The organism is Paenibacillus sp. FSL P2-0173 (assembly GCF_038008045.1).
In the GTDB taxonomy this organism is placed as follows: Bacteria; Bacillota; Bacilli; order Paenibacillales; family Paenibacillaceae; genus Paenibacillus; species Paenibacillus polymyxa_B.
On the sequence record NZ_JBBOYK010000006.1, the window covers coordinates 49635 to 75601 of the forward strand.

Below are 25967 nucleotides of genomic sequence, written 5' to 3' on the forward strand. Positions count from 1 at the left end.
GTTTCACCTGCTTAAACTGCTGTTTTATCCAAACCACGCATGAATTCATAGATCACTTTGTTTAGATCCTGCCGAGTAGATTCGATATCGCCGCCAGACTTCACAACGTTGTGGAACCAGACGCTTGTAAGGCTGTCGATTTCGTCTGCCAACTCGTCGGTCTTAGGCGCAATAGTGTAGCCGTTGATAAGAGCAAGCATGAGTTTGTCACCATTGCTCATTTCATTTTCTGGTGTGTTTACTTCTGACAAGTAACTTCTGATTACCGTTATCCAATCCTGTACGTCATCTGCATATTCGTCACATGCAATAATTCCGTAATTACTAAAATCAAATCCTCGCAGTCCTTCGATTGCCTTTGCTACATCCCGAGGCAACTCAACGGGGTTGCGTTTATCTCGTATCACAACGCTTACGGATTTAATGGATTTAATCATTTCATCGCGCTTGTTGGCGATTGTCTCCAGTTCCCGGATACGCTGCAGAAGCATTTCACTGTTAAGCTGCTCGTCCACTTTTCGTTCAATCGTCTGTAGCAGAGCCTTCTTTGATCGCTCCAAATCTTCGTTCATCGCCCGTAGAAGCTCTACATGCTCCTGTTCTTTCCGAAGGTCGTCTTCTGCGATTTCAAGCTTGTCCAGCAGTTCGCCATTCTGCTTAGCTAGTTCGTCAAATTGCTGTTGTGTAGGCCGGGGCTCATGCGGTAAAACCAATGCTAGTTTGAAAGGTATTTCCTCTCCAGCAAACGGGCCAGAAATGATTTGGAATGGAGCGTTAAAATCCAGTAACTTTGTTGTAACTCTTCGAGCTTCGAGTACTTCCCCCTGAGCAATCCACTGTTTAGCGCTGGTCTGGATTTTCTTAATCACCTTAATTTTCATTCCGAAACTACCTCCAATGTGTAATGTTCTCCTGCTATAAATCCCCGCCGCTTTAGTGCTGCCTTTACGGTCATTTCCGCCAGCGTGGGCATGTTACAAGTGCCTGAAAGGTGAGTCAGGTAGATATGCTCACCACACCCCTCTATGAGCTGTTGAAGCGCTGCTGCGGTCTGGTCATTACTTAGATGACCCAAGTCCGATAGATTACGAGCAATGACGCTTTCGGGTCGATCGGAGCTTACCTGCATGTCCACATCGTGATTAGCCTCAATGATGTAGATATCTGACCCTTTCATGCCGTTGATCATCTCGGCATCTACCTTGCCAGTGTCCAAGCATATAGATACCTTGGTGTCCTCAGCAGCCGTGTTCCCATAGAACGTAACTGCGTAACCAAAAGAGTCAAAAGTGTTATGAAAAGTGTGGAAAGCGTGTGTTTCATAACCACAACCGTAAAAAGGTTCATGCACTCCGATGACGCGGCGTAAATCTTCGTCCACTATCTCAATTCGCTGCCACTCGGCCTCAGGAGCAAAAACCTTTATCCGGTACTTGTTGGCGAAGGGCAGGCCAGCGATGTGATCCCCGTGACCGTGAGTGACAAATATCGACCTAACTTCATCCGGTCTAATACCCACCTCAAGCAGCCGCTTTTCGATTTTGGTCTTAGGTATACCAGCATCTATAAGGATGGTTTGATCTCCCGATGTGAGCGCGATGCAATTGCCTTTGCTGCCGGATGCCAGGATATCAACTTTCATCCGGTAAACCTCCGTACCAATATCCAGCATTCAATACCGTTGTTCTTGAGGAAGGAGCGTTATTCCCGTCTTCCCTTTGTACTTCGTACACGGTTTCCCCGTACGAGTCCCGTTCCCTAATTTCATATTCATCAGGAAGGATTTTTTCTAGGGCTTCAACCGTGATGTGAGCGGCGAAACCGTTGATTCCAACGTCAACCATCTTGCGGTCAATCAGTGGGCCTACAACTCCTGCCCTACTTGACCACATACCACCATGCCCCGGTCTTTTTTTAGGATCATCTCTCCAAAGACCGAAGTTAATGATTCCGTGTTCGTTCATCCCCCAGTGAATGGTTCCGCCCTCTTCAACGGGAATTGTATGTTCAAATTTTGGGATTAAATCATCACCAACCGCGTCAATGTACACGTTTTGGCATCCGTTAAAATATTCAAACCTTATTCCTGAAATGTTCATATTGCCCTCTCCCTCTTAATCCGATCTTGCCACTCTTTAAGGTGTGGACATCCCTTTGCTGGTTCTTCATAATGCCTGCGGCCCAAGACAAAGGACACAAACATATCCGTGCTGCGCTCGTAGTACATTCCGTTCAACACTGGGCCTGCAGGCGGGGAAGTTTCAGCAGGAAAGTCGAACAGGTCCATTTGCTCCATGTCCTCGGGCAACTCTGCCGCCTCCCCTCAGCTCTCCGTAGCACCGGGGGCACACTCGCAAATCGCGAATGTACTCTTCCCGGCCAGGATTTATCTCATTGCCGCAAACGTGACAGTCATCACAGCGGACGTATATTTCAACTTGGTTATCAAAGTGGAAGCTCGTCATTTGCCTGCTCCTGGGCGGCTTTCTCCGCAAGGTGCAAGTCCATGATTTTCAGCAGACCCTTGAGTTCCGCCAGCGTAGGCTTGTCATCCTTCGGTTTAGCATGCTTCTGGATATAGGCGGCCTGATCTTCCCTTTCAATAATGCCAAGCTGTTTAAATTTAAATTTCATGTCTGCTAAGGCTTGTTCAACAGGTGTTAGTGGCGGTTCTTCGCTAGGTAGTTGCTTGTCACCTTGCTTGGCTGCCGCCGCTGCTGCGTCCGACTCGGCAGTAATGTCACGTCGTCCCTGTGGCTCATATGAAGGTACTGCTGATCCAGCGTTGAGAGACTCCATACTATCCTCGACCACAGCAGCAATATCGTATTGAGCTTTGATAGCTCGCGTACCTGCATGCTTTTTGAACATATCTGGATCTATCGAGCCGTCATCTAGTTTCCAAAAATTCGGGTTCTTTTTAACCCACTTCTGAACCTCAGATACATCCATCAGCACAATAGCGTTCTTTCGTCCCTCTCTTTTTGCGATGGAGTAGGCCCCCATAACCTTGCCTCGTGGGAAGCGTATTTTATGCTTGATGCTTACAATAACGCCTTCTTCATCAGTCTCCGCTTCAAAATCTTCAACCTCATTTTCGCAAATGACCTGATTGTATACACCTTGATATCCTTCGGATTCCTGAGCCTTCGCGTGGTATCCCTCGTAAGCAATCCTAATATCTATGGTGTCGCCGTAAGGAATAGGAAAAGCGTGTTTCAAAGATGGGTCCAGCTTCATGCGGTTCATTTGGTACATAAACAGGTTGAATTGAGGGATTGTGAGCTTCTTGCCGAGCGTTTCCTTCATAGTCATAAGCTCCGGCAGACCAAATTCGCCAATCGCTTGAATTTCGTTGAGATTTATTTCAGTGCTGAGTTGTTTTGTATTTGCCATGTTGGTGTGGCCTCCTATGATTGGATGATTTGGGTCTTGCCAGAAGTGCGGTGTACGATATGCAAGGTAGTGGGTTCGACTTTGAACACTAGCCAGTTATCAGGGTTTAAGTTTGCTTCTGTAATTGCGGCCTGTTGGCGGCGGGTAGGCTTCTTTCCGTTTTTCAAGACTGCCCACCTCCTAAGCGAGCTGTAATGCCCTGTGTGGAAACAATGTGCATTGCTTGAGCTTCGCTGAATCCAGCGGCAATCAATTCGTCATAATATGCCTTTGTTGCCTTGGCTACTGCCCCATACATACCCAGCATGGCGGGCAGGACCTTGAGCATGTTTTCCATTGCCATTTCATATTCCAGTTGTTCATGTGGCTTCATTCTGACTCGCCTCCGATTTGTTTGATTTCTAAAGGTGCATCCTCGATGGCTTTTACCAGAATGAGCTGACCGGAAGATTTTTTAATCTTGAAAGTGCTCTCAGTGTTGTCCACCGCTACAGGTGATATCACCCCACTCTGTTCGCTGAGGACTTCCCTCAGTTCCAAACCAGCACGGACGCACTCAGAAAGCGACAAGATCGGATACGGCTTATTGTCCTTTTCAATCACAAAGTCCGGCTTACGCTCGCCATTCTTCTGTTCTTTAAATAAAGAGATTGATAGAGTTGTGAACAGGCTTTGTACCTTGGTGGCCTGCAATTCAGCTTCCTTCGCTTCGAACGCCTTGATAGCGTCCAGAACAAAGATAGAGTCGTTCCGGCTGGCAAGTGTATCAGCCTCGTCAGAGCGGGCCTTGTCGATGTCGGCCTGCATGCCATGACGTGAATTATGAGCAGCAATAATGTCCGCTGTACGATCCCGCTGCTGTTCCAATTCTCGAATTCGTGCATTCTGCTCTGAAACATCTACAGGCTCGATTGCGGCAAGCTCGGTTTCGAGTTCCTTGCGCTCGCTGATAAGCTTTTGATGATCGGTCCGCAGTTCTTCCTTCCGGCGTTCCTTATTCTCTGTGACAGCTTCCACAGACTCCGTATCAAGCGGACGTTTGCAGGCAGGGCAATGCTCTTCAATAGGCTCATTATAGACACGCATATAGTTGTCCTTGGCTTGGGCAATCTGGCGTTGTAGGGACTGTATGGTGCTTTCCAGAACGGTACGCTTGCGGTTTGTTTCTCCGGCAAGATCCGTTTGAGCTTCGAGCGTCTTTATTTGCTCAAGTAGCGCGGCATCTTCGACTTTCACCGCTTCGATATCATCCGGTGCAAGTGGTAGCTTCTGGAGTTGATCGACAAGCGCCTCTGTTCGGCCTTGAGCCCGCTTATAGGCTGTATCCTTGTCGTTCTTGTTCTTCTTATGGATTTCTCCCAACTGCTGCAGCGTGTGTTTCTTGACCAGCTCCGACAGCTTGGCAGCTTGTGGGTTCAGTTTTATGTCCTTGGACTTCTGTTCCGGGCTTGTCCGGCTCATTTCGGTAAATACCTCTTTGTTGGAAACAGGGGCTACATACCGCAGCAATAGATCCCGCTGAGTGCTCCAGTGAAGCGTGAAAAAATAAGAGGGGTTATAGAGCGATAGGAACAGGTCTTTGTCGAATAGAGATTTAACAATCTCGTCGAAGTCTCCGGCCTTGCTCGGGACCTCGTTAATGTAATAAGTGGTTTTTCCCTTCTCGATTCCACGACCTAGAAGCACCTGTTTTCCGTCAATGTCTAGCAGGGTTTCAGACAGCACAGCATCGTATTCATAATTGGTGGGCGATGGATCAAGCTTGCTTCCCATCGTGTCTGTGCCGTACAATGTCCACGTAGGGATTTCCAAAATACTGGATTTACCTTGCGCATTGTCGCCCGTGATCTGTGTTATCCGTCCAAAGTTAACTGACAGGTCACGGTGCGCTTTAAAGTTGTGCGCCTTAGCGCTGGGTATTTTTATTTCCATGCGTTACCTCCAAATTGTATTTGCGCTCCAGCATGTTCATTTCTATCTGCAACGTTCCCCGAGCTTTCGGGTCCTTCTCGTCCAGGTACCAATCGTACAAGAATAGATAATGCTTAATGTCCCGCTGCACTTCCGGGGCAAGAGAGTTATAGAATTGAAGGAATAACTGCTGTTCGTGATTCTGCAATGTGTTCACCTCTCTCCAAGGGATAATCTGCCGTCATTTCAGATATACACGGCCTACATACGTCCTGCTCGTTCCAGCGGCGCAAGAACCGTAGTTCCATGCTGTTACCGCAAACCGCACAGCAAGGCTTGTCCTTGACGCTCTGTCCGCTTCCTAGTTCCGCTTTAAGCTCGCCAATTGCTTCATCAAAGAATTCAGCAGTACCAGCAACAGCTCGCTTTTGCATTCCCTCCAATAGATTCAGGCGCTTCCAAGCTGCCCGACGTTGTTCCAATCGTTCAACTGTGAGTGTCATGTGTGTGCATGCTCCCTTCCAAGATTTTTCCTTCTCATTTAAAATAGATTTTGGTCATAATTTTGCTGAAAGCAGGTGTTTTAAGTGAAACGAATTTACGCTAACCTCATAGGAACATGGACCGATATAACCGACAGCGGTCTAATCGAAAACACTGATCCTGTAACTTACTACAATGAAGAGTGGCACCGATTTTTTGAACTCAACCATGTGAATATCAGATTTGGCGATAAAAACTATCGAATTCACCCATCACAGTTGCAGATTGTTATGGATTGAACTTTTAATGAATTTCGTTTGTTCGGGAGTCGTTAATATTCGACATCCTTTCTTTCTGTTTCCTCATTCTGGTAAACTATCTCCAGAGGGGAGGTGATAGAGTTGAATCCGTATTTATTTGTGATAAATGTTATTCCAATGCCAGAGAATAAAGATTGTGCAGATATCGCCAGTGCAATTGCCCATGTTTGGGTCATTTCAGAAGATCGGGAATCTGCCAAAAATCGCGCACTGGATTACGTTACAAGCTATCTTTGGGAGGTAATAGACCTCGAACGCGAGTTTGAGATTCAGCCGCAACAGATTCCGGTGTTGCATGAAGATGAAGCTCTGTTGTACAAGAAAGCTCTTCAATTTGGGATAGCTGCTGATTACATTGCTCACCCGAAGATTCCTGGGAAGATTGATAACCCTGTAATAAAGAAAAGGCTTCGTCGTCCATAATCCCATCTTCTTGCTGCCATTCTTTTTTATTGACTGCTATGATTTCAATGTATCTAGCAATCTCGCGCAGTTCGCTTAAACTGCGATTCTCAATTAAGCGGTACAACTCAGCAGCAATCTGAAAGTTGTCCAGTCCATTTAATGATTCCTTTGATACCACCGTTGCCGCGGTGGTTTCTTTTTGTGGTTCGTTCATAGCTACCACCCTTTCGTTAATGAATGTGCTTGTCGTAGATCGTTTGAGATACCGCTATGTCCAGCCCAAACCGTTCTTTGGTGCCCATTAGATCGACAGTATCCTCAAGAATCTCCTGCCTGCTAACCAGCATGTCCGGTGTCATTTGGTCTTTCTTGATCATCTTGGGATGACCGTATTTACTTGAAACAGCTTTGTTCGCTATCGTGTTGGCTTTGATAAAATCGACTCGCACAGGTTGTTTTAAGCTGGATCGTAGTTTCTGCATGGCCTCCTTCTGGTGGTCCTTGTCCAGCATGCGGAAGATTTGAAAGCCTTCGAGTCCGGTCGATCGGCGAAGCTGCTTGAGCAAGCCCTTGACCCATTTCTTGAATTCCTTCGCTTCTGGACGCTTGCTATTAAAAGTAGCTTCGTAAATACCAGTCTCAGAAATAACTGCAACGTTCGGATTACCTCGAAGTGTATTTCTGTCCACTAAACGGACAGTATCTTTTTCATCTTCATCCACCATACGAGTCATATGGGGCGTATGCTTATATGCCAGCGCCTTCGCCACATCTGCCGCTACCGCCCACCATTCACCCGGCATCTTCTCGACAAAGCGGATTTCATGACTGAGCCATCTTTCAGTTCGTATGTTCACCCTGTTCACCAGCCTTTAGTTTGCTGTACTTTAGCATTGTGGAGACAACAGCATCGACAATTTCTCTGGCTGCCTGTGCTTGGTCTGTCGTCAGTCCTTGTACATTACTGACACCCAATGAGTTACGAACGATTGTTGATAGTGCATTGACGACTTGATACCGATTGTATGTTACCAAGTGTCTGAGACGGTGCAATGCTTCGTCTCTTATAGGGGGCCATATACTGAGGCTTACCGAAGCTGATTGTTTTCGGCTTTCTCCCTTTACTTGAGATTTGATTTTTGGCTCAAGTTCGCGAATAAGACTTTCCTTCAAATCAGCAAACTGTTCAGGTGTCATCACGATTGCATTAGGGTTCATTTGTGGTCTTTCCTCTCTTAGGAATAAAAATCAATCTATTGGGTTACACTGTTTTTATCTTGTATTTCCGACATCAGAAGCGTGTTTAAATCTATTTCCAGACACGAAGCTATCTTAACTAAGGTTCCTACACTCGGCATATATCTTCCATTTTCGATATCAGAAATATAATTCCGGGATAGTCCAGTTTCTACAGCCACTTCATTTTGGCGCTTTTTCATTTCCTTGCGTTTTTCCTTTATGGCCGCAGCTATAAGTCGTTTGTCCATTAATTGTTCACCTCCGATGAGCAAATTGTATTGTATTTCCGTCCTTTCTGTCTAACTCCGAATTAGGGCATATTCAAGCATTATGGAGATAAAACGAATAAAATACTTGTAAAGCCGTCATTTTACTCTTATTTACTTGTATTTCCGTCATTATACAACTTGTATTACCGACATACGAAAGGTAGAATAGAGTGAAACTATTGTGAAGGAGTCTGGACATGTCTATTGGTCAAAACATTAAGACGCTTAGAAAACAAAAAAAGCTAACTCAAGTTGAATTAGCTAAGAAGGCAAATATGTCTAGGTCTTACCTTGCGGATGTCGAAGGTAATCGGTACAATCCCAGTCTTGAAACTTTGCGTTCTATTGCTGACGCGCTAGGCGTTTCAATTTCTGTTATTACAGATGATGAAGATGTCACAATCTCAACAGAACGTTACAAAGCGGCGAGAGAACTTCCTAGTATCCTAAAGGTGCTCACTGATAATGGTGGATTTTTTTACGAAGAACTACGTGAAGATATATTCTTAGCTATAATTAAATCAGGGCTATATATGTCCCCTGCATATCATCAAGCATCTAAGGGTGATGAGTACGAAAGGTTTTTTAATGGATATTTCAACTCTGAAGAAAACCATTCAAATAGTGAGGAGGTTGAATTTGTAGAGGAGTTCAATAAAGCCTACGAACTCAGAACAATTATGGCGGCTTTTGAGCAGAATGGTGAGGACACTCAAGAACGATTTATTAAAGAACTCAAAAATGTAATAGAAAAACACAATATAACAAACCCCCTCCCATCTTCCGATGTGAAGGAGTTTGTTTCTAAAATTGATCTGACTGACGAGGAGCTTTTGGAACAATTTACGATAGCGGTTGACGGGAAAAACCTTTCCGAGAAACAGATTCAAAAGATAATTGCACAGGTTCGTTTGGATCGAGAGTTTGACAAGTAGTATCCGAAATAAATTTAAGGTAGTGTTCTGGTGTTTTCTTCATATAAGCGGCCAGCTCATATAAATCGATTACTTTTTTCTGAATAGGTCATCACTCCTAGATGTAATAATTTCCGTTTGAGAGGTTAAGTCGAGTATAACACAGTATTTTACAAACTAGAACTAAAATGCGAACAAGATGCGAACGCATTATTAAAATAATGGTGACTTTATATGTACGAGAGGCTGATAGTAACAAGGCCCGAGTAGATTCCCTACTCCTCCACAACTGGAATTTTACCTATACGGACCACAATTCCCCACACATTATTCAGCCTCGTTAATGCGATTAACTTCTTTACAATTCCATCCAAATCATCTCCTTTAATAAAATATGAGAACGCAAAAAGGCCGCTACACAAGTGATAGATGTTTTAAAAAAATAACTTCTCGACATTTCATAGCACAGAAGGTGCACGAGAGGTTTTTTTTTAACAATAAATCACACATGTAGCGGCCATTATAGTACCGCTATTAGACAGCTATAACCCAATAGAGAGATATGCCGCATTCAACAGACTATTCTCCACCTAGACGCATGTCAGCAGAGATAATTAATAAAATCGTAATGGAATCAATATATCATATGCCTTTGAATATTTCAATTATTTGAACCAAGTAGACTTTGGTTTGAATCAATGATAAAAGTATCCGTATAAGGAAAGTTTATTCTTACAGCTCGGTCTGATCCCAACTGTGTTGCTCGTATAGTACCTGTACTCATGCTGAAATTACTAACTTGGCAAACTCCAAAACGATTATTTTCAATGAAAAATCCTGGCTGAAATTGCTCAGATAACTTTAATTTTTCAGAGTTCGGCAGATTTTTATAGGCCTCATTCCATGTGTCCCAATTAGGCTTATTTTCACTTTCTAGTAGTGATAATTTTAGATCATCAATTGCGTTCAAAAGTATTGACGTTTCCCCGCTTATGGTTTTAGGTTCGGGTAATTTAGCAGATTGTATACCCAATAACTCTACCAAAGAATTTGTGTCTTTTCCTTTTTGCTCGAATGTTTCTTTTAATGCTTCCGATACTGCGTTTATGGCAATAGAAACAGTGTCGATTCTTAGACTGGGATCATAAGGCACATCGCGAAGTGCAGAAATATCAAAAGGGCGAGGAGTAATAGTGTCTTTTATCAAAACTACAGGCAGATTAAATGCATGCCTAATCCCCAGTTCATATAACACATTAGGATTACGAGAACTCAAATCGCAAACAACCATATCGGCTTCTATGATCTTTTTAATAATATCCAAAATAATTGCATTTGTATGCTTTACATCGTCCGCTCGAATCGGCTCGAAACCAGCTAACTTGCACGCTGGCTTTATTATATGTTCATAAACACGTCCAAAATGCCCCTTCTCGTAACCTTCTGCATCCGAAATAGGCATAACAATAAAACAAGACTTTTTCACTTCCTCTGTCTCCTTTTTGGGAAGACCCTTTTTCGTTTCTGTCATAACTGGATACTCTCCTATAGGGATAATTTTCCGTAATATATGACCAGTATATGACTTTAGTAGCAGCATGTACATATTTTCTGTAGAAATATTTTCCTAGGTCATATATACTAATTCTATAAATTATTTGATTACATAGGGGGAAATAAGATTTGTTTAATAAGAAACTAGCATTACTTACTACTGCTGTGCTTGCATTTGGGATTATAGCTTCCGGGTGTGGGGCTAAAGCCACCACTACAGATAGCGGGAAAGCTACAGGATCTACTACACAAGCTGATACACAAACTGCTAATACTGAAAAGGACGCTGCTCCTAAGGAGACTAAAGTAGGCGAAGCCGTAAAGGTGGGCAGTCTTACTGTAACAGCAACTAAAGTGAGCGCTAAGACAAAGATCGGTGACAACGAGTACCTTCAGAAAACAACTGAAGAAAAATTCATCGTCATTAATCTGGCGATTAAAAACGGAGATAAAGAAGCCCGCACGCTGGACTCCAGCATGTTCAAGCTGATCGGCACAGATGGAACAGAATATGAACCCATGAGCGATGCAGACATGTATGTAAACAAACCAGAAAACATGTTGTTTTTCGCTAAAATTAACCCAGGTCTGACGAAGAAGGCAAACATTGCATTTGAAGTACCAAAAGGTAGTAAAGGATTTAAACTCGAAGCGGCTAGTGGAATAGGCTTTGAAGCTGGGGAGACAGCGTTAATAAATACTGGTAAATAAAAAGAGCCCCGGAGCAATCCGGGGGTTTAATATTCTGTATAGTATCTATTCGCCGCACCTGGGGGTGTAACAATCTTCTGATCACGATCCCAGCCCTCTATTATCATGATGTGGCGGGTATCACTCTTGTTATCCCATACAATATAGTTATCCTTCTCCAGTGCCAGTAAACCCGTTCTAATGTCCTCTGCGCGTCTCCCTGTCTTTATCTCCAGCTCCTTCATGGTTGGTAGTCGCCTTCTTCCAGCGGAATAGTTGTACAGTATCCGCAGTAGTTTGCGTTCGATGTCTGGTAACATGATGATCACCTCTCTGTGACTATTATATGCAAACATGCGTTCTGTATTCAAGACATAAAAAAAGAGCAGAAAGGGTCATACCTCCTGCTCTATATTTCATATAGTCAACAAAGGCAATCCCATTGCCTGTATAGTTTCGGTGTGGTAACATAAGAATAGAAATAAGGGGAGTCGCTACACTCCCCCTGAACAACGAAGTGCCTCACGGCGCGCATATATACTGTGAAGACAGCAAAACCCACCGTAGGCGGTCAACCTTAGCGGTGGGTTTTGCGCTTGTTACGTCTACGTCTGATCCATCGGAAAAACTTGCGGGAACTAAACCAAAGGCTCAGTACCGTTGCAGTTACTTTCAAGAGCAGATAAAGCGTACCAAGTGCAGTCATGGCGTCAATCACCTCCTTTACAGAAGGCTGCGCCGTGACCCCCACCCGTTGTCCAATCCAGATTATACCACACAAGTCCTCATGTTGAGGGCTTTTTATTTTGTTCAATAAAAAAAGGAGCAGCGAGGATATTACCCCTCCTGCTCCTTTACATACTCAATAATATCGTTTGGCTGCACATCGAAATATGCACACAGCTTTTCAACGACTTCCAACGATACGTACTCACCTTTATCGAATTTTGCGATAGTCGACGGTCCCAAACTCAATTCTGTACGCAAATCCATTTTTTTCATTCCTCGCTCAACCAACAACTTCAGCAAGGGCTTATATGTTATCGCCATCGAAAGACCTCTTTCCTGTAATTTATATACGCATTATAATATTTTAATTACAGAAAATCAAACTTTTTAGTTGACCAAAATTACAGGATGTGATATATTATTTACAGGAAGTGAAACATTAACTTCCGAGAGGGGTGAAAGAGATTTGAGAGCAATAGATTGGGTCTTGCTCTCCACAGCACTCACAAACCTGATAACTGCAATTATCGGTTTGGTCAAAGTGTTTAAAGAGAGCAAGAAAAAGAAAAAGGTACCTAAACGACGCGGGCAGCGTAAACGTTAAAAGTACCAGAGGTGGCGGCTAGTATAGCGCCATCTTCACCCAATCTTAACATAACGGATTGACATACACAATTGGCGGCGGCCTTACGTAGGGAGGTAATGATAATGTTTAAAAAGTACAGAGCAACAAAGCAGAATGTAATTTTGCTAGAAAGCGCAATGAAGGAGCTGGGCCATCCAATTGAAAAGGTAGGAGCGGCGAAAGATTACAAAGAATTTAAGAATAGTAACTGGCACATCATGTTTCACAACTCGGTAAATTCAAAAATGCAAGAACTGGAGGCTGCTAACAATTATCAATAAGGGGCTATATGCCCCTCTATAGGAGGTAACTCTATGTATGATGCAATCTTATGGACAATATCTATATCTGGCTGGGCAATAAGTATTGTTTCGCTATTGTTAAGTATCCGCAATTGTTTCAAATAACAAAGAAGCTCTGCCGACCAATTAAGGTTAGCAGAGCTTTTTACTGATATACATAGTTTCAATTTCTATAGTGGCCGATAAGTTGCGACTATGTCATTAAAGTCGGAATCCGGTCCATCCTCGTAATTAAATGAAATGCTATTGTCTGAAGAATCTACACTTACCTGAACATTACTTTGAATCCAAGGTAAACTTCCTAGGGGTGGACCTTGTTTATGCCAACCAGTAACTAAATAACTTATATCGGAGGTACTGGTTGGTACATCCCAATCATTCATGTCTCTTCCTTCTGAAGCATATGTTCCCTTCTCAGCCACTTTTCTTCCTGCATCATCGTAAATACAAATTGCTTGCTCCCATGCTGCTTCTGATTTAAACTGAATAACTCCACTTTGACCTGCAGTTACCTTTAGATTCGCATTTTTGTGCGGATCTAAAGGTACATTATCATCTGGTCCTCCTGCCATATTAGTACCTCCTTAAGTTTGTTGTTGCTATAATACTTTTGTATCATGTGAATATAAACATTTAAATATTACCCGTAAATATTGGAGTTATTTCCAAAAAATATTTATAAATTTCCGCGATAATAGAAAAATACCCCACCAGCGTATGCCAGCAGGGTATCACCGATGCTTTCGGATTTATATGGAAAGTATAATCGGTTTGGGTGATTCTGTAAATATATTAAGCAGATTTAATTTTATTCGGGTTAAATTCTTCCCATGCTTTCTGAACGGCTGCCTCTACTTCTTCCGGTTTAATAGATACGCCAATCTGATCCAGTTTGACAGTCAGATACTTGACGGCCTCGTGAAATTTTTCCGCACCAGCTTTGGCATAATTACGCTCTGCCCAAGCGCATGCATCCCCTGCCAATTGCCCGATCCGGTTACGCTGCTCGATACTGAAACGAGCCTCATATACAGGCTTAAGCTTGCGGTATACTGCTGTGCCTAATGTCAAAGCTCCAATGGTAACCAAAGCGATAACGGACAGCGCAATGGTTGTAATGTAATGTTCAATCATGTTATTTATCCCCTTTCCCGTTGAAAATACCGGTTCGATCAAGTAGTGTGACCATGCGGTAAAAGTCATAAGATCCATCATTTGCGGTATCCAGGACACCTGCGGCCTTGGCGTTGATACAGGCTTGTTCTGCCCACGCTGGTACTTTAGGCTGTTTAGCTGCTGTCTCCAGCGTTTTGATACGGTCAGCCTGCTTTTGTACGATTGCTTGCAGCTCCTTAAACGCTGCCTTTTCTTCTGCTGTCATTTCCTCATCCTCCGTTTTATTAATCTTCATTAAAGCTGCATCAAGCTGGGCCTGAGTTGGGTGCTTGCCCGCCCGAAATTGAGCCGTCGTAATTCCAAAGACCATCTGCAGGTGAGGCATATCTTTAAAGCTACGCCAATCGCCGCCCCATTCAAGGCCAAGCTTTTTAGCTTCTTCAACGACTTCGCTCCAGTCAGGAAGCGAATCCTTATCATCGTCGCGCAGCGTGTCCCAGGACACCGTACGACCGTCACGCAACAGCAGCGCGAAATCGGCCGCGAACCCAAAGTTATGATTACTGTATCCGCCCCGTGCTTTCGTGACCACCTGCCCCGGCTTCGTGCGGCCTTGAGCATACAAAGCATCCTGCTCCGCATACGTCCGTAATCCTTGCGTAATTAACACCCAGACTCCACGGGCATAACATCGCTCGATGAGATTTTCCATAACTAGCTTGAAAACCGGATGAAGCACGCTCAACCGCTTCTCAGATTTTTTCCTTACTTGATCCAGTGTCAGCATCCTTACTATCCCCTCCTTGGTTGCCGCCTTTGCTCTTTAGCACCTCAACCGCCTGCCGGATCACTGGTGGAATTGGCGCGCCCATCCTACCACCGTTTTCAATTATTGAAAGTAGTTCGTTAGCCAAATAGAAGTAAGCCACCGTGTCTCGAAACAAATGGCTATCCCCCAAAATACCGTCTACAATATGACCCACGGCTACCATTGCAAAGATAAAAACCTTACGGGAAATACCGATAAGACCAATCTTGCTTTTTAAACCGGGACCCGTTCCGTTCCTACCCTCTGCCCACGCTGCAAGCAGCCCCGTAGCATAATCGAATATTGTAAATGTAAGGAGTGCAGCCAAGGCAAATGACCACCCTCCAAAAAGATACGTCACCGCGCTACCCCCAAAGGCGGCGATGAATTTATAAATCTCCGACTTGTCCACTTGCTTCCCCCGTCTCTATAGGCCAGGACAACTTTCCTGACCTGAATATAAAAAGCCCCCGATCACTACGAGGGCATAAAAATAGCGCATCCGGTTTGGATACGCTGGTTAAACATTTTGTGCTGTTGCTAATATTGCTTTTTGTTCTTCCTCGCTAATAAATTTTGGAGTGTATGAAATTAGCCGTTGTTCATCGACCTTTTTCATAGTCCACATGTTCAACAAGAACCCATACATAAGGCTTCACCTCCCTCCGTTAATCTTATGATTTGGTTGTTACGTCCATAAGGGCAAGCATAGCAGCTTCTGTGCTGTCCTGGCGCGCCTTGAGGTCGCTTACTTGATCAGTCAGAGGCGTTTGGTAGACAGGATCTGTTCCGCCTCCACCAGACAGATATGCAAACTCTATCAATCCAGTTTCAGGATTGATCCAATAGCCTGTAGCTCGCTGAAAGTCTTGGGTATATTTATCAAACTCCAGCTTCAACACTTCCAACTGATCCTGGTCATAACCCTTTAGTTGCGGATAAAAATTTACGTCTTCCTCTTTGGTTGTCTCAACTGCCCAAGGGGACTCTATTTGTGAAGTAATATAAATAATCTCGCCAGTTGTTTTTCTCCAATACACTTTTGGACCTATTTTCAATTTAAACACCCTCTCTTATTCGTACGCCCACCATTCATAGGCGGATATTTTGGCGATTGGAGAACCGCCAGCGTACGCGTCTATTCTGCTACTGGACAGCAACACATTGAAACCCTGTATAGGTGGCTCGATGTATCCAATGTTCACATAATTATTTCTCCATCCTTTAGCGCCTTTATTGTCGTTAAAGGTTGATGAGGTCATTAGAACAGCGTCGATGTGTCGCGTACCATCGGTTTCCGCTAATATGACCCGTACAAATAAGCGATTAACGGTGAACGGTAACCCAGTCACGGTTATTCTCATATCCACCCCATTAACTGTGCTTGTAGCCTGTGCACTTTGTCCGTTCAACGTACCTGTCGCCCATCGCTTTACGGGTAGGTTCGTTATTGCTGCCGCCAGCTCTGCGAATGAGTTGCTTGCACTCGCACTGCCACCCTTGCCGTTAATTGCGCCAGCAACAGCGCCTTTACCATTAACGACAGATGTAAAAAGGTCTTGCGACCAAGGACCCCAAGTTCCAGACCTACACGTACGCATATACATAGTAGCTTCACCGTGCAAATTATACAGCTTCTGAATTACATAGCCGCTATTAGCATCCAAAGTCATAACCTCAACATATGCCCAAATACCTTGTGACGTACCCAGCGGGCAATTAGCGAGGTTTTCACCAGCATAAAATCCATTTCTAGTTATGTTGTTTAGGTCTGCCCCAATAATAAGATTGTTTGAACCTACATCGGTAGTCAGCTTGTATTTTTGCCAGTTTGCTGCCGTGTTGGTTGTGATTTCCTCCGTCCACGGCCTCCAATCCGTATCATTAAAGGAAACGCGAGTAAATATACGTCCAGGGTTATCATGCGTATAGTAAATTTGAACGCGCAATCCATAGTCGCCGTGAACAACAAGCTTCCCATAAGTGTACGATCCAGTGGGGTAATTAGAATACCCTGTCCAATTAGCAACCGCCACAGCATAGTTGCCAGATAATATTGCGGTGTTCCAGTCTGTTGGCGCGTTTCCTCTATGTCTGTAAGCACTGTTAGCCAAGTCATAAGTAGTCTTCAACGCCTTGGCGGTCGGAGCTAAAGTTTCGGACGTACTGTTTGTAGAGTTGGTGAGCTGCACAATACCCTTTTGAGTCGTGCTGGCATCCGGCACTTTTACATTTAAAATCTGCTCGTCCGTGTACTCCTTTGATTTCTTCAAGGCATCCGCTACATCTTGCGGAGTAGCATAAATAATTGTGTCGTCCACAACTACTGTCACTTGGGCTGTATTGCTTACAGTTAGTTCAAAGTTAAAGAGTTTTTTTAGAACGGCGGAAGTGTTCTGAGCATCAATATATTCAGCTCCCTCACCCGCGTTGGCGTAGGCGTATAGGATCTCTCCCAAGTCTGGATCTGTTGCCCACAATCCGACCTCGCGAAAGAAAAAGCCGGAGGCAACGCCCTGGTTGCTAAACTCAAAACCTGGGACAACCACATTTTCGTTTTGTATCTTCAACCGACTGACTGGGAAGGATATTTTCTCATTGATAAGAGCCTTTAATGCAATCGGCATTTGCCCAGCTAACTTCCCGTCCCCCGCTGAAAATTTTGTATATGTTATTTTGGTCTGTCCAGCTTCTGCCTTTGCCAGCAGATTTCGACCACGATTAGTAATTTGGATTCCGTCGAAAGCCAATTTAATTCACCTGCCTTAAATTGATGAAGTCCACTTGCTGTGTACCTACACCATAGTAATGTGTGCCCTTTGCCGAATCCAAGACAACAACGCGGCGCAGGTGGGCGCTTTTCCGCTTCACAGACTCGACAACCTCGATAAACTGCTGCGCCTGTTCTTCTGTGGCTTTTGGATTGGACACAACCACCTGAAAATAGCCAGGATCGTCGCCATACTCCCACCATTCCTCTACTTTTCCGTACCCGAATATAGTGGTCACTAGATCCTCTACAGCGCTCGGTGTGCCCTTGCGTCGATGTAGGGGGATAGACTGTCGAACAAGCTCCCTGCGCTGCTCAAGCGGCAATGTAGGGTCGTAGTAGTCCACATGGAACTGCCAAGCCAGTTCGTCCGTTTCTTCGTCCGTCCAATCCGTTCGTCCAAACAAATTGACTTTCTGGATCTTCGCCGTCAGCTCGTCCATTTTCACGTCCAGGGCCATCGCTGCATCACACACCTGCTTATCGGTTTGTAAGTTATCAGGTAGCACGTCCAACAGGCTTAATTCAGACAGTTTAATCATCGACCAACCCTCCGAAAGTCATTGTAACCGTGCCTTCCTTGGCTACTTGATTTGAACCCAACCCCAAGAAAGCAGGTGCCCGAATGTCAAGCCTTGAAGCTCCGGCAGCCACGAGCATATGTGTTAGCTGAGATGGGTTTATGTCTCGGCCCAATTTTGACTTTTGCCATAGCTTGTACTCGGATAAAGCAGCCTCTACGCCTTTTTGAATACTCGCTACGTCTGTCGCCCTTGATTTACGGATATAGTAGGTCAAATCAACATCGTAACCGACCTCTGTAGGAGCTTGAACGGTAACCTTGTCTGTTAGAGGTCGCCGCTTTCTGTCATCTAGCACTGCAAATACCTCATCAAGAACGGTTTGCGTGGGGATAACCCCACCAGCAAGCAACACAGTAACCACCACCTGCATAGGACTAGGTGAATCAACATGTACGTCTGCTATTGATGCACTGGCAGTTTTGGCCCAATATTCATACGCACCATCTGGACCCGCTACACTAAACGATTCCGGGGCAATGTGAATCCGCTCGCGGTATGGGTCATTGTCCTCCACGGCAGCTCCGCCCGATGTTTCGGTCAAGTTCGTAACGGACGCTACATAAGGCAACGGGTCAATCAGTGTAGTAAGTTGGCCCGCAATATACCCATTGCCTTCTGGACCGGACACATTGCATTCCGCTGCCACTGTGACCACAACATCACCAATCGGGATAGATACCGCTTCTTTCGTCGAAAAGTAAATAGTACCGTCACCCTCAGTCGGACCTATCCGGGTCCCCGCAGGGATAATCTGAACGCTTGTAAGGGGAGTCGATAACGTAAACTGGATCATAGTCACCGCAAAATCAGCGTCCAGACGTGGAGTTTCATAAAAGGCCCCTAAATGATCTAGTACGGCACCGCGTGCGTACCTCAGTAATTGCCCCTTTGCGACCTGATTCAGCTTAACTTCTTGCTGTAGCATCTTGTATGCTATTGCATCAATGAAAATACGTAGCGGATCGGCTGGGGCAAGCTGCCTCTTTGCGATTGATTCGTACAGCGTAATAAGCGAATCCTGCATTGCCTTAACATCCGCTTGGACAAAATCAATATCTGGTAGTTCAGCCAGTGTAGTCATCTGTATTCACCTCCTGTTCATCGAAGTATATGACTGGGATTAAGCGCCCATTGTCAGAGTCGTCCTGCGGATTAACAAACTTTATTTCCTGAATTAAAATCCTTGGCTCATATTCCCCTACCAGCTCATAAATTTGCGATGTAATAAGAGCTTTTGCGACCTCTGTGGGTTCGTCCAAAGCGGACGGATCAAACCCAAACTGTCGATTCAATACAGCCGATCCGCGCCATGATGTGAGCAACGTGAATAGATTCTGACGCAGTTCGTCTTCTTTGTTGGCTGGTGCAAAATCAATCTGACGAGTACCGGATAACGTAAGGTTGTACTGGCTCATTTAACATACTCCTTTAGCGTAATGTTAATGGTCCCAGCTAACAGGTTCCCCCGGTTGTCCACGTAACTCCAAGCCTGCTCCAGCCCCGTTATAACCCAAAGACCAACACCTAACTTTTTACCACCGATTGTCAGCGCTCCAGCCTTACCCTTTCGATCCCATTCCACCAGCTTTTCCATTTCTTTTCGTGGGTTCGTTCCGTGCCATGCCGCGAAGTACATCGTAAATGCAACGGTATCCAGCCCAGGACCAAGAAACTGAGATTTAGGTTTCCTGAGCATAATTTCATGGTCCGCCCATCGACTGGCACTGGACCGGGTGAGCTCGCGGAATGTGCGTATCACCTTGGGGGTGACGACAAAAGGAATATCCCCGTAACTGCCTATTTTAGCTGCCATAATCAACCCCCTCCAATCTCCTGATTAAGTACATCCAACTTGCCTACAACCGTCACATTGCTGTTCATACGAACTTTAGGGGCATCGACACTAAATGATTTACCGCTTATTTGCACGGTTTCGGCGTTAACACTCACTGTCTTGGCCTGAATAGTCACAGATTCCCCGTTTATTTGTACAGACTCAGCTTTGATAAGCACATCCTTGGCCTGTACGTTCACAGTGCCCACCGCATTTATTTCAATTGAACCGGTAGTCTTATCAAAATACGCATAACTGCCATCCTCGAAGTAGATACCACGCTGGGACTGATCCGCAGGCATATCATAACTACCGTCATAAATAGCCCCGAGACAAAACCCATCTGTACGCCCGTTTCCACGAAAAACGCACAGCACATTGTCTCCCGGCTCGGGCATCGCATTTGTCAGCCCCCAGCCCGTACCAGTCGTTAAAAGAGGAAGCTCGGGGGAAACCATGTCGTCCATGTCGGGGAAGACTACCCGGACCATTCCCGTGTCGGTATCTACGCTGGAAACAACACCGATCCTTACTAATTCATCTGCAGCCATGTCACCACCCCAAAACTTTTCTAATTTCCAGATTAGTCGTATAGCCAGAGCTGCCGACCGCATGAGTGGCAGAAACGATAATGTACTTACCGTCAAAGCGACCAAAGCCTTTGATTGTAATGGTCATCCCGGCTGCAAGACCGACATTACCCAAGAGAGACAACGTAGCTTTACCAGCCTCTTTGTTCTTCTCCCGCAGGCTTTTACGGGCCGCATTAATTGCCTCAGCCTGTGAACCCACGCTTTGGGACACCTTTAAGATTGGACCGTCTTTCGGAGCGCCAGGCGGGCGATAAATCACCTTAATCGGCTTCGGCTGCTCCGCTTTATCCTTCTTTTTCTTCCCAGAATCCTTAGAAGTAGATTCAGCAGCAGCTTTTGCTGTACCCTTATCATCTTTTTTCTTAGACGTGCTCTTTTTTGCGGCAGGCTGATAACTGACCTCACAGCCTGCATATGCCACGTCTTGAGTGGTGAATGAAAAACCATAGCTGATAATGTCCGACACACCACGTTCTATGGTCAGCGCTGGCGGTTTCTGTTCATAGACGTATTCATCGAACAAAACCAGCTTCTTGCCTGTAACCTTCAACGCAATTCCTTCCTGCTTACACAGGTCATTTAAAAAAGCCAGATCAGACACATCGGTCTGATCCTGACGGTCGTATTTCGGATTGTTATGAGCCTCGTACATCAACGAGAAGCCCGCACGTTTGGTAATCTCCGCAGCAATAGACTTGAGCGTCACAGACTCCCAAGCCTTCGTTTTCTTTTCCTGCCGTACATTCGTTGTAACAGGAAGCGACACCGCTTTAATACTTACAGTGTCCGGTGGTCCAGCAAAGTCAATCGAATCAACCTCGAAGCTTCCGCAATTAAGTCGCTTGATCTCTCCCGGCTTATCCCACCCGATTGTCTTTATATAGGCAACTATCCTGTCTCCAGCACTTGGTGACCAAGGACCAGACCATTTACGCGCCTTATCCTCAAGGTTAATTTGTAGATCGTCCAGCGTCCCCGGTTCCGCATCGGTATAAGTTAAATCCAATGAATAGTCGGACAACTCCTTGGTGATGTCCTTGCCGTTGTAATTTATGACAACCTGGGCACGTCTTGCATCAATAGTTTCGTCCATGTCACACCTTCCACGGAGGCAGGTCAGAGGCGGTTTCTTCAACTACAGAAACGTCTGGCAACTGGAGGATTGTACCCGCTGAAAAAACAGAAACGTCGATGTAGTCCAGATTCAAATTCATGATCTGTATCATCAACGTTTCATCGCCAAACACTTTATAGGCAATCATATCCCAGGTATCGCCCTGGATCGTGGTATATTTCTTCACAGGCTTGTCCTCGCATTCTGACGCTTCATTGCCTGATACTGCTGGCGGAAGGTCGGCTGTGTCGCATGAATGGCCTGCTGCACCACTTCTTTATCCGCGTTCCCTTGGATAGTAATATCGTACTGTAGCACAATAGAATCTCCGCCGTTGTTAGTGGTGGTATATCCCATCATTCGGTTTGTTTTCTCCAGTAGATTCATGCTCCGCTGCTTATTGTTCAATGGAATGACTGCTTCGGTTCCGGCTTCCCCGGCAATGGACGGCCCTGTAGTAAAACCACCTTTAGCGAGCATAGGCAAGTGTGGTACATTCATACCACCTATAGTCTTGCCTCCTAAAGCCTCCGGCATTGTGAAACTAAAACCATTGATTTTATCAATAGCTGAATTTATTACTCCAATCACATTGTTGAATGCAGCTTTAATTGCACCTGTGATACCTTCCCATATGCCAACTACAATTTGCTTTATTCCGTCCCAGGCCAAAGACCAGTTCCCAGTAAATACACCTGTTAAAAAGTCAATTACACCGCCCAATACATCGATAATTCCCCCAATGACTGGTTTGAGAATATTGATAGCACCTGTCACAGCCGTAGTTATAACGGGCCATGCCCACTTGAATATAGTCACAAGGGTATTTATGGTTGGTGCAATGCTCCTTTCGTATATAGCCATAATTAAGCCACCCAATTTACTAAAAATCGCCCCGATCTTAGGTAGCCACGCTGCTAATACAGAACTGACTTGCGGCAACAACGTCTTAGTCAGATAGCCAAACACTGACGTAAATACAGGTCCTAGTTTTGAAGAAATGGAGGCTGCCAATTTAACAACCAAAGGAATTATTGCACTAAACGCCTGCTTCCCCATCTTCATTAGTGGGGCAAGCAAAGAGGTTATAGAATGAATTGCCGGACCAATGCCAGAAACAATAGAATCTATTACAGGAGCCATATTTTTTCGCAACTCATTCACATTGTCCATAATAGATCCAAAATCAAATGACCCGCTGAAGGTGAAGGCTTCTTTGAAATAGTTTGTAATATCGTTCAAAGCTGGCCTAATACTACTAACAAATTCATCAACCTTGCCCTTAATCTTATCAAACGCATCAACGAAACCATTAGACATCTTGATGGCTTGATCGGGGCTGAACCCAATAGACTGCAACCCTTTATTAATATCTTGCACGCCGCTTATATCTCCACTACCCATTAAGGCATTTGTCAGTAGACTCCCAGCGCCTTTGACGATGTTTTTTACAGCGGCTAATTTATCAAATACGTCAGACAAGGCTCCCGAAAACTTATATGCCTTGTCTTCCCCGACTCCCAAGCTGATTAAGAATTTACTTATACCAGTTGCAGCAGACATGTCCCCCGTACCCGACATAGAGTTGGTGAATAAATCTCCGACTTTTTGCAAGGCTTTAATAAAAGGTTGCATGGTTTGCAGCCCTTGCTTGAAATAACCCTTTATTTTAGGGATAGCCGTTTCTAATCCTTTACCAAAGCTTGCAAGGGCGGGTAATGCAAGATCACTGAGCGGGTATACAAACTCGGTTAGCAATTGCCGCCCTATGGATCGGAAAGCGTAGCTTATAGAGGAATATTTAACATCTTGTATTTCTTTCATAGTGTTTTTGGTAGCGTCGAACTGTTTTCTAGCGTTCGTCATTGCCAGGATAACACCGGACTCTACATCCTCCGCCTGTGTACCGAACAAATTAAGCATGGCGGTGTTTCTTTTGACAGGGTCCTGAACCTTATTAATTGCAGCAGCTACTTGTCGGTATGCTGTCTGAGCCACGCTGCCACCTGCTGCGAATTTCTTTTGCATTTGGGTTGCATTTAACCCTAGCAACTGGTAAGCCTCAATGGTTGTTTTTGATCCATCTTTAGACCTGATTCCGAATTCTTTGATCGCGTCCCCAACTTTGTCACATACTGTTCAGTAAGGCTCGCTACGCCTTACCCGCCACTAAAGGCAGCTACATGTTTCCACGCAGATCAGACTATATCAAGGACTCCTAAGAGTCCCCTCCCATTTCCACGCGCTTGCGTGTACTCGGTTTCTCACCGATAGTCGTTGCACGTTCCTGCTTTGCACAGGCTTCGCTCATGATTTCCCTCGTCTCGTACCGTTAGGGTTTCCCATGAATTAGAGAGGTTTCGATATGACGTCACCGCCATAAAGCCCTAATAAAAAGGTTGAAGGCCCCAGCATCCAAGCCAGATTTAAATACATTGAACATGTTTTGAGCACTAAAACCGAGCTTAGAGAAGTACACGGAATACTCATTTGCAGAGTCCAAAAGTTCCCCGGATTTGTCCAAACCGAGCTGTTTCCCCTGTGCCAGGAAATTGAAAGCGGACTGATTGCTCAAGCCTTTGAAGTTTTTTTGCAATGTGTCAACCGTCTTGTTAACTTCTGGAATGTCGTCTTTAAACACATCCCGAAAGACGAGTGCATTTTTGGTTGCATTCTCCAAGTCACCACCCGTCAGGTGAAGAATTTGCCGAGTAGATGCCAAAGCGTCGCCAAGATCGTTCCAATCTTCACCAAGATTCTGATTATATAAGCCCCTGGCTTCTTTCTTGATGGCCTGCATATCCTTAACGCTCGTGCCAGTGGATGCCGCATATTGGTTAAATGCTTCCTGCTGATCACCAATAGCACTCCCGATATTGTTGATAGTGCCTGTTACAGAATCCAATATTGCCATAGCACCGGATACCTCGGCTACTTTGCGAAAAGTACGACCAAAAGAAGAAGCGGCGCTGCTCAGTTTCCCGAACGCGCCGCCTGCTTTCTTGGTTTGATCTGCAAGATCTTCAACTTCACGCCGTGCCCGATCCGGGCCGCGTGAATTTTGCAATTCTCGTAATTGACGTTGTAATTCCTCGACCTGATTATTCGCTTGATCAAACGCACGACGATATCTTTGATCGACCTCGGCAATTAGGTTCATTGCTACATCATATTCATGGGACATTATTTCACCGTCCTACGCGCCCTCTACGTCCGTTAGGAGCTTTGTTTTTACGTTTCTTTTCTGCTTCTTCCATTTGCTTTTCTAAAGCCTCATTTTTTAAATTAACGTAAGCTTCAAATGCCTCATGCCATCGATACAACTCATAAAGACTCTGATCTAACCAAAAATCTAGAGAATTCCTTGTTTCAATGGACAGCGTCATAATGATTTGCCTTATTTCCGCTCCGGCGTTACCGTTTATTCCAAACCGAGCAAAAAACTTTGTGCCATTGTAGTTGCACGCCCAAATACTCCACCCGGTAATTCCTCAATTAGTTGAAACGGAACGCCTGCGGCTTCGGCACACACAGCGGCCTGAAACTTCATGTTCACAGCTTTAATGGGTGAATCCATATCATTCAATGCCAAGCGTTCACTCAGGGCAATGAGTTTACGTCCGTTCACCTTATCCCAATCAAAGATTAATTCAGTAATTGGTTCTTGGTCCTCAAACTTAAAAGGCTTTGAGAATTTAAGGACGTGTTTACCCTCATTTTCTGCTTCTACTGGGGTTGTAGTCTTCTTATTAGTCATATTCTTATCCTCCATTATTTGCCGAGCGCAGCCCGGATTTTAGCGCCGAAATCCACTTCATTCACAACAAAAACATCATTAAACTTGTCTATTTCAATCTTCACGACACCATTAATCGTGATCTTGATATAAGTGACTTCATGTTCCACCGAATTATCCGAACCTGCAGCTGTCTCCAAGCTACCCATAGATAGTGTTTTTGGAGAGCCTTTGATAGTTATTTTGATCGGGATAACGTCAATGCTACCCGTAACCCGGTTTTGGCTCTGAATACCTGCACGCAGGTCAACCGTGTGTGTCTCCTGAGCAAATAGGTCAAAATAACCTTCTTCCCAAGTTGCAAAGTTATATGTCACCTGCATGGAGTCAGTTTGTCCAAGCGTAGCCACGTTCACAGTACCGTTAATTCCTGCACCTGTGACATCATCAGCAAGCATAGCAATGTCTGGCAAATCAACCGTGGTTGTCCCAAGGTACTGACTACCGTTACGTATTGCTTCGTATTTAATTGTCCGTAAATTAATTTTTTCTTGGCTCAAGGTTCAGCCCTCCCT

Annotated in this window: 39 protein-coding genes; 4 read left to right on the forward strand and 35 right to left on the reverse strand. The window is 44.9% G+C overall.

What is annotated here, in order from left to right:
* Positions 1-11: 11 nt before the first annotated feature.
* The 14 genes from MKX30_RS24390 to MKX30_RS24455 form a co-directional block, all read right to left on the reverse strand.
* On the reverse strand, positions 12-881 hold the full coding sequence (locus tag MKX30_RS24390; protein ID WP_341063698.1) for a hypothetical protein: 870 nt from the start codon (positions 879-881) through the stop codon (positions 12-14).
* A complete protein-coding gene (locus MKX30_RS24395) occupies positions 878-1642 on the reverse strand; it encodes an MBL fold metallo-hydrolase (RefSeq protein WP_341063699.1) in 765 nt (254 codons plus the stop codon). The genes MKX30_RS24390 and MKX30_RS24395 overlap by 4 nt, the downstream gene beginning before the upstream one ends.
* Positions 1632-2099: a hypothetical protein gene (locus tag MKX30_RS24400; RefSeq protein WP_341063700.1), complete on the reverse strand. Its 468-nt coding sequence runs from the start codon at positions 2097-2099 to the stop codon at positions 1632-1634. The genes MKX30_RS24395 and MKX30_RS24400 overlap by 11 nt, the downstream gene beginning before the upstream one ends.
* Positions 2096-2308 carry a hypothetical protein gene (locus MKX30_RS24405; RefSeq protein WP_341063702.1) on the reverse strand — a complete coding sequence of 71 codons (213 nt, stop codon included), beginning with the start codon at positions 2306-2308 and terminating at the stop codon, positions 2096-2098. Before MKX30_RS24405 ends, MKX30_RS24400 begins: the two co-directional genes overlap by 4 nt.
* 137 nt (positions 2309-2445) lie before the next feature.
* On the reverse strand, positions 2446-3396 hold the full coding sequence (locus MKX30_RS24410) for a recombinase RecT (protein ID WP_341063704.1): 951 nt from the start codon (positions 3394-3396) through the stop codon (positions 2446-2448).
* A gap of 14 nt (positions 3397-3410) precedes the next feature.
* Complete coding sequence (locus MKX30_RS24415) at positions 3411-3563, reverse strand: DUF6906 family protein (RefSeq protein ID WP_341063706.1); 153 nt, start codon at positions 3561-3563, stop codon at positions 3411-3413.
* Positions 3560-3769, reverse strand: coding sequence for a hypothetical protein (locus tag MKX30_RS24420; RefSeq protein ID WP_341063708.1), 210 nt, complete (start codon positions 3767-3769; stop codon positions 3560-3562). The genes MKX30_RS24415 and MKX30_RS24420 overlap by 4 nt, the downstream gene beginning before the upstream one ends.
* Entirely contained in the window at positions 3766-5328 is a 1563-nt protein-coding gene (locus MKX30_RS24425; RefSeq protein ID WP_341063709.1) for an AAA family ATPase, read from the reverse strand. The genes MKX30_RS24420 and MKX30_RS24425 overlap by 4 nt, the downstream gene beginning before the upstream one ends.
* Positions 5303-5515 (reverse strand): hypothetical protein, encoded by a 213-nt coding sequence (locus MKX30_RS24430; RefSeq protein ID WP_341063711.1) that lies wholly within the window; start codon positions 5513-5515, stop codon positions 5303-5305. The genes MKX30_RS24425 and MKX30_RS24430 overlap by 26 nt, the downstream gene beginning before the upstream one ends.
* Positions 5475-5810: a hypothetical protein gene (locus MKX30_RS24435; RefSeq protein WP_341063712.1), complete on the reverse strand. Its 336-nt coding sequence runs from the start codon at positions 5808-5810 to the stop codon at positions 5475-5477. Before MKX30_RS24435 ends, MKX30_RS24430 begins: the two co-directional genes overlap by 41 nt.
* 520 nt (positions 5811-6330) lie before the next feature.
* Positions 6331-6729, reverse strand: coding sequence for a hypothetical protein (locus MKX30_RS24440; RefSeq protein WP_339200400.1), 399 nt, complete (start codon positions 6727-6729; stop codon positions 6331-6333).
* Positions 6730-6745: 16 nt separating this feature from the next.
* Positions 6746-7372, reverse strand: coding sequence for a BRO-N domain-containing protein (locus MKX30_RS24445; protein ID WP_341063714.1), 627 nt, complete (start codon positions 7370-7372; stop codon positions 6746-6748).
* Entirely contained in the window at positions 7356-7733 is a 378-nt protein-coding gene (locus tag MKX30_RS24450) for a hypothetical protein (protein WP_341063715.1), read from the reverse strand. The genes MKX30_RS24445 and MKX30_RS24450 overlap by 17 nt, the downstream gene beginning before the upstream one ends.
* Before the next feature lie 35 nt (positions 7734-7768).
* Entirely contained in the window at positions 7769-8002 is a 234-nt protein-coding gene (locus MKX30_RS24455; RefSeq protein ID WP_341063716.1) for a helix-turn-helix domain-containing protein, read from the reverse strand.
* A 218-nt stretch (positions 8003-8220) separates the two neighbouring features.
* On the opposite strand from MKX30_RS24455, the gene MKX30_RS24460 reads away from it, so the two are divergent.
* Positions 8221-8958, forward strand: a complete 738-nt coding sequence (locus MKX30_RS24460; RefSeq protein ID WP_341063718.1) for a helix-turn-helix domain-containing protein — start codon at positions 8221-8223, stop codon at positions 8956-8958.
* Between the two features lie 640 nt (positions 8959-9598).
* Here MKX30_RS24460 and MKX30_RS24465 read toward each other — a convergent pair.
* Complete coding sequence (locus tag MKX30_RS24465; protein ID WP_341063719.1) at positions 9599-10468, reverse strand: hypothetical protein; 870 nt, start codon at positions 10466-10468, stop codon at positions 9599-9601.
* Between the two features lie 152 nt (positions 10469-10620).
* Here MKX30_RS24465 and MKX30_RS24470 point away from each other — a divergent pair, with 152 nt between their 5' ends.
* Positions 10621-11202 carry a DUF4352 domain-containing protein gene (locus tag MKX30_RS24470; RefSeq protein WP_341063721.1) on the forward strand — a complete coding sequence of 194 codons (582 nt, stop codon included), beginning with the start codon at positions 10621-10623 and terminating at the stop codon, positions 11200-11202.
* Between the two features lie 26 nt (positions 11203-11228).
* On the opposite strand, the gene MKX30_RS24475 is transcribed toward MKX30_RS24470, so the two are convergent.
* The gene (locus MKX30_RS24475) at positions 11229-11501 is read right to left on the reverse strand and encodes a hypothetical protein (protein ID WP_341063722.1); all 273 of its coding nucleotides are present in this window, start codon (positions 11499-11501) and stop codon (positions 11229-11231) included.
* A gap of 517 nt (positions 11502-12018) precedes the next feature.
* Positions 12019-12231, reverse strand: a complete 213-nt coding sequence (locus MKX30_RS24480; protein ID WP_053325014.1) for a helix-turn-helix domain-containing protein — start codon at positions 12229-12231, stop codon at positions 12019-12021.
* A gap of 145 nt (positions 12232-12376) precedes the next feature.
* Here MKX30_RS24480 and MKX30_RS24485 point away from each other — a divergent pair, with 145 nt between their 5' ends.
* Complete coding sequence (locus MKX30_RS24485; RefSeq protein ID WP_161626993.1) at positions 12377-12514, forward strand: hypothetical protein; 138 nt, start codon at positions 12377-12379, stop codon at positions 12512-12514.
* Between the two features lie 104 nt (positions 12515-12618).
* A complete protein-coding gene (locus MKX30_RS24490) occupies positions 12619-12816 on the forward strand; it encodes a hypothetical protein (protein WP_053325013.1) in 198 nt (65 codons plus the stop codon).
* Positions 12817-13007: 191 nt separating this feature from the next.
* Here MKX30_RS24490 and MKX30_RS24495 read toward each other — a convergent pair whose 3' ends face one another.
* The 18 genes from MKX30_RS24495 to MKX30_RS24580 form a co-directional block, all read right to left on the reverse strand.
* Positions 13008-13409 (reverse strand): hypothetical protein, encoded by a 402-nt coding sequence (locus tag MKX30_RS24495; protein ID WP_341063725.1) that lies wholly within the window; start codon positions 13407-13409, stop codon positions 13008-13010.
* 220 nt (positions 13410-13629) lie between these two features.
* Positions 13630-13971 carry a phage holin, LLH family gene (locus MKX30_RS24500; RefSeq protein ID WP_341063726.1) on the reverse strand — a complete coding sequence of 114 codons (342 nt, stop codon included), beginning with the start codon at positions 13969-13971 and terminating at the stop codon, positions 13630-13632.
* A gap of 1 nt (position 13972) precedes the next feature.
* Positions 13973-14740, reverse strand: a complete 768-nt coding sequence (locus MKX30_RS24505; protein WP_341063727.1) for a M15 family metallopeptidase — start codon at positions 14738-14740, stop codon at positions 13973-13975.
* Positions 14706-15173: a phage holin family protein gene (locus MKX30_RS24510; protein ID WP_341063728.1), complete on the reverse strand. Its 468-nt coding sequence runs from the start codon at positions 15171-15173 to the stop codon at positions 14706-14708. The genes MKX30_RS24505 and MKX30_RS24510 overlap by 35 nt, the downstream gene beginning before the upstream one ends.
* A gap of 262 nt (positions 15174-15435) precedes the next feature.
* The gene (locus tag MKX30_RS24515; protein ID WP_341063730.1) at positions 15436-15819 is read right to left on the reverse strand and encodes a hypothetical protein; all 384 of its coding nucleotides are present in this window, start codon (positions 15817-15819) and stop codon (positions 15436-15438) included.
* 15 nt (positions 15820-15834) lie between these two features.
* On the reverse strand, positions 15835-17511 hold the full coding sequence (locus MKX30_RS24520; RefSeq protein ID WP_341063731.1) for a tail fiber protein: 1677 nt from the start codon (positions 17509-17511) through the stop codon (positions 15835-15837).
* A gap of 1 nt (position 17512) precedes the next feature.
* On the reverse strand, positions 17513-18073 hold the full coding sequence (locus MKX30_RS24525; RefSeq protein WP_341063733.1) for a phage tail protein I: 561 nt from the start codon (positions 18071-18073) through the stop codon (positions 17513-17515).
* Positions 18066-19196 carry a baseplate assembly protein gene (locus MKX30_RS24530; RefSeq protein WP_341063735.1) on the reverse strand — a complete coding sequence of 377 codons (1131 nt, stop codon included), beginning with the start codon at positions 19194-19196 and terminating at the stop codon, positions 18066-18068. The genes MKX30_RS24525 and MKX30_RS24530 overlap by 8 nt, the downstream gene beginning before the upstream one ends.
* Complete coding sequence (locus tag MKX30_RS24535) at positions 19180-19530, reverse strand: GPW/gp25 family protein (RefSeq protein ID WP_341063736.1); 351 nt, start codon at positions 19528-19530, stop codon at positions 19180-19182. Before MKX30_RS24535 ends, MKX30_RS24530 begins: the two co-directional genes overlap by 17 nt.
* Positions 19527-19928: a phage tail protein gene (locus tag MKX30_RS24540; protein WP_341063738.1), complete on the reverse strand. Its 402-nt coding sequence runs from the start codon at positions 19926-19928 to the stop codon at positions 19527-19529. Before MKX30_RS24540 ends, MKX30_RS24535 begins: the two co-directional genes overlap by 4 nt.
* 2 nt (positions 19929-19930) lie before the next feature.
* Positions 19931-20500 (reverse strand): phage baseplate assembly protein V, encoded by a 570-nt coding sequence (locus MKX30_RS24545; RefSeq protein WP_341063739.1) that lies wholly within the window; start codon positions 20498-20500, stop codon positions 19931-19933.
* 1 nt (position 20501) lies between these two features.
* Positions 20502-21635 (reverse strand): phage late control D family protein, encoded by a 1134-nt coding sequence (locus tag MKX30_RS24550; RefSeq protein WP_341063741.1) that lies wholly within the window; start codon positions 21633-21635, stop codon positions 20502-20504.
* Between the two features lies 1 nt (position 21636).
* On the reverse strand, positions 21637-21843 hold the full coding sequence (locus MKX30_RS24555) for a tail protein X (protein ID WP_341063742.1): 207 nt from the start codon (positions 21841-21843) through the stop codon (positions 21637-21639).
* Positions 21840-23654, reverse strand: a complete 1815-nt coding sequence (locus tag MKX30_RS24560; protein WP_341063743.1) for a phage tail protein — start codon at positions 23652-23654, stop codon at positions 21840-21842. The genes MKX30_RS24555 and MKX30_RS24560 overlap by 4 nt, the downstream gene beginning before the upstream one ends.
* Positions 23655-24027: 373 nt before the next feature.
* The gene (locus tag MKX30_RS24565) at positions 24028-24840 is read right to left on the reverse strand and encodes a phage tail tape measure protein (RefSeq protein ID WP_341063744.1); all 813 of its coding nucleotides are present in this window, start codon (positions 24838-24840) and stop codon (positions 24028-24030) included.
* Positions 24841-24844: 4 nt separating this feature from the next.
* Positions 24845-25042, reverse strand: a complete 198-nt coding sequence (locus MKX30_RS24570; protein ID WP_341063745.1) for a hypothetical protein — start codon at positions 25040-25042, stop codon at positions 24845-24847.
* Between the two features lie 35 nt (positions 25043-25077).
* Positions 25078-25413 (reverse strand): hypothetical protein, encoded by a 336-nt coding sequence (locus tag MKX30_RS24575; RefSeq protein ID WP_341063746.1) that lies wholly within the window; start codon positions 25411-25413, stop codon positions 25078-25080.
* A gap of 14 nt (positions 25414-25427) precedes the next feature.
* Positions 25428-25952, reverse strand: coding sequence for a phage major tail tube protein (locus MKX30_RS24580; RefSeq protein WP_341063747.1), 525 nt, complete (start codon positions 25950-25952; stop codon positions 25428-25430).
* Between the last annotated feature and the right edge of the window lie 15 nt (positions 25953-25967).

Coding starts and splice junctions, on each gene's coding strand:
- MKX30_RS24390 (WP_341063698.1), bottom strand. CDS start 881: ATGAAAATTAAGGTGATTAAGAAAATCCAGACCAGCGCTAAACAGTGG.
- MKX30_RS24395 (WP_341063699.1), bottom strand. CDS start 1,642: ATGAAAGTTGATATCCTGGCATCCGGCAGCAAAGGCAATTGCATCGCG.
- MKX30_RS24400 (WP_341063700.1), bottom strand. CDS start 2,099: ATGAACATTTCAGGAATAAGGTTTGAATATTTTAACGGATGCCAAAAC.
- MKX30_RS24410 (WP_341063704.1), bottom strand. CDS start 3,396: ATGGCAAATACAAAACAACTCAGCACTGAAATAAATCTCAACGAAATT.
- MKX30_RS24420 (WP_341063708.1), bottom strand. CDS start 3,769: ATGAAGCCACATGAACAACTGGAATATGAAATGGCAATGGAAAACATG.
- MKX30_RS24425 (WP_341063709.1), bottom strand. CDS start 5,328: ATGGAAATAAAAATACCCAGCGCTAAGGCGCACAACTTTAAAGCGCAC.
- MKX30_RS24435 (WP_341063712.1), bottom strand. CDS start 5,810: ATGACACTCACAGTTGAACGATTGGAACAACGTCGGGCAGCTTGGAAG.
- MKX30_RS24440 (WP_339200400.1), bottom strand. CDS start 6,729: ATGAACGAACCACAAAAAGAAACCACCGCGGCAACGGTGGTATCAAAG.
- MKX30_RS24450 (WP_341063715.1), bottom strand. CDS start 7,733: ATGAACCCTAATGCAATCGTGATGACACCTGAACAGTTTGCTGATTTG.
- MKX30_RS24455 (WP_341063716.1), bottom strand. CDS start 8,002: ATGGACAAACGACTTATAGCTGCGGCCATAAAGGAAAAACGCAAGGAA.
- MKX30_RS24460 (WP_341063718.1), top strand. CDS start 8,221: ATGTCTATTGGTCAAAACATTAAGACGCTTAGAAAACAAAAAAAGCTA.
- MKX30_RS24465 (WP_341063719.1), bottom strand. CDS start 10,468: ATGACAGAAACGAAAAAGGGTCTTCCCAAAAAGGAGACAGAGGAAGTG.
- MKX30_RS24475 (WP_341063722.1), bottom strand. CDS start 11,501: ATGTTACCAGACATCGAACGCAAACTACTGCGGATACTGTACAACTAT.
- MKX30_RS24480 (WP_053325014.1), bottom strand. CDS start 12,231: ATGGCGATAACATATAAGCCCTTGCTGAAGTTGTTGGTTGAGCGAGGA.
- MKX30_RS24490 (WP_053325013.1), top strand. CDS start 12,619: ATGTTTAAAAAGTACAGAGCAACAAAGCAGAATGTAATTTTGCTAGAA.
- MKX30_RS24495 (WP_341063725.1), bottom strand. CDS start 13,409: ATGGCAGGAGGACCAGATGATAATGTACCTTTAGATCCGCACAAAAAT.
- MKX30_RS24500 (WP_341063726.1), bottom strand. CDS start 13,971: ATGATTGAACATTACATTACAACCATTGCGCTGTCCGTTATCGCTTTG.
- MKX30_RS24505 (WP_341063727.1), bottom strand. CDS start 14,740: ATGCTGACACTGGATCAAGTAAGGAAAAAATCTGAGAAGCGGTTGAGC.
- MKX30_RS24525 (WP_341063733.1), bottom strand. CDS start 18,073: ATGATTAAACTGTCTGAATTAAGCCTGTTGGACGTGCTACCTGATAAC.
- MKX30_RS24530 (WP_341063735.1), bottom strand. CDS start 19,196: ATGACTACACTGGCTGAACTACCAGATATTGATTTTGTCCAAGCGGAT.
- MKX30_RS24535 (WP_341063736.1), bottom strand. CDS start 19,530: ATGAGCCAGTACAACCTTACGTTATCCGGTACTCGTCAGATTGATTTT.
- MKX30_RS24540 (WP_341063738.1), bottom strand. CDS start 19,928: ATGGCAGCTAAAATAGGCAGTTACGGGGATATTCCTTTTGTCGTCACC.
- MKX30_RS24545 (WP_341063739.1), bottom strand. CDS start 20,500: ATGGCTGCAGATGAATTAGTAAGGATCGGTGTTGTTTCCAGCGTAGAT.
- MKX30_RS24550 (WP_341063741.1), bottom strand. CDS start 21,635: ATGGACGAAACTATTGATGCAAGACGTGCCCAGGTTGTCATAAATTAC.
- MKX30_RS24565 (WP_341063744.1), bottom strand. CDS start 24,840: ATGTCCCATGAATATGATGTAGCAATGAACCTAATTGCCGAGGTCGAT.
- MKX30_RS24570 (WP_341063745.1), bottom strand. CDS start 25,042: ATGACGCTGTCCATTGAAACAAGGAATTCTCTAGATTTTTGGTTAGAT.
- MKX30_RS24575 (WP_341063746.1), bottom strand. CDS start 25,413: ATGACTAATAAGAAGACTACAACCCCAGTAGAAGCAGAAAATGAGGGT.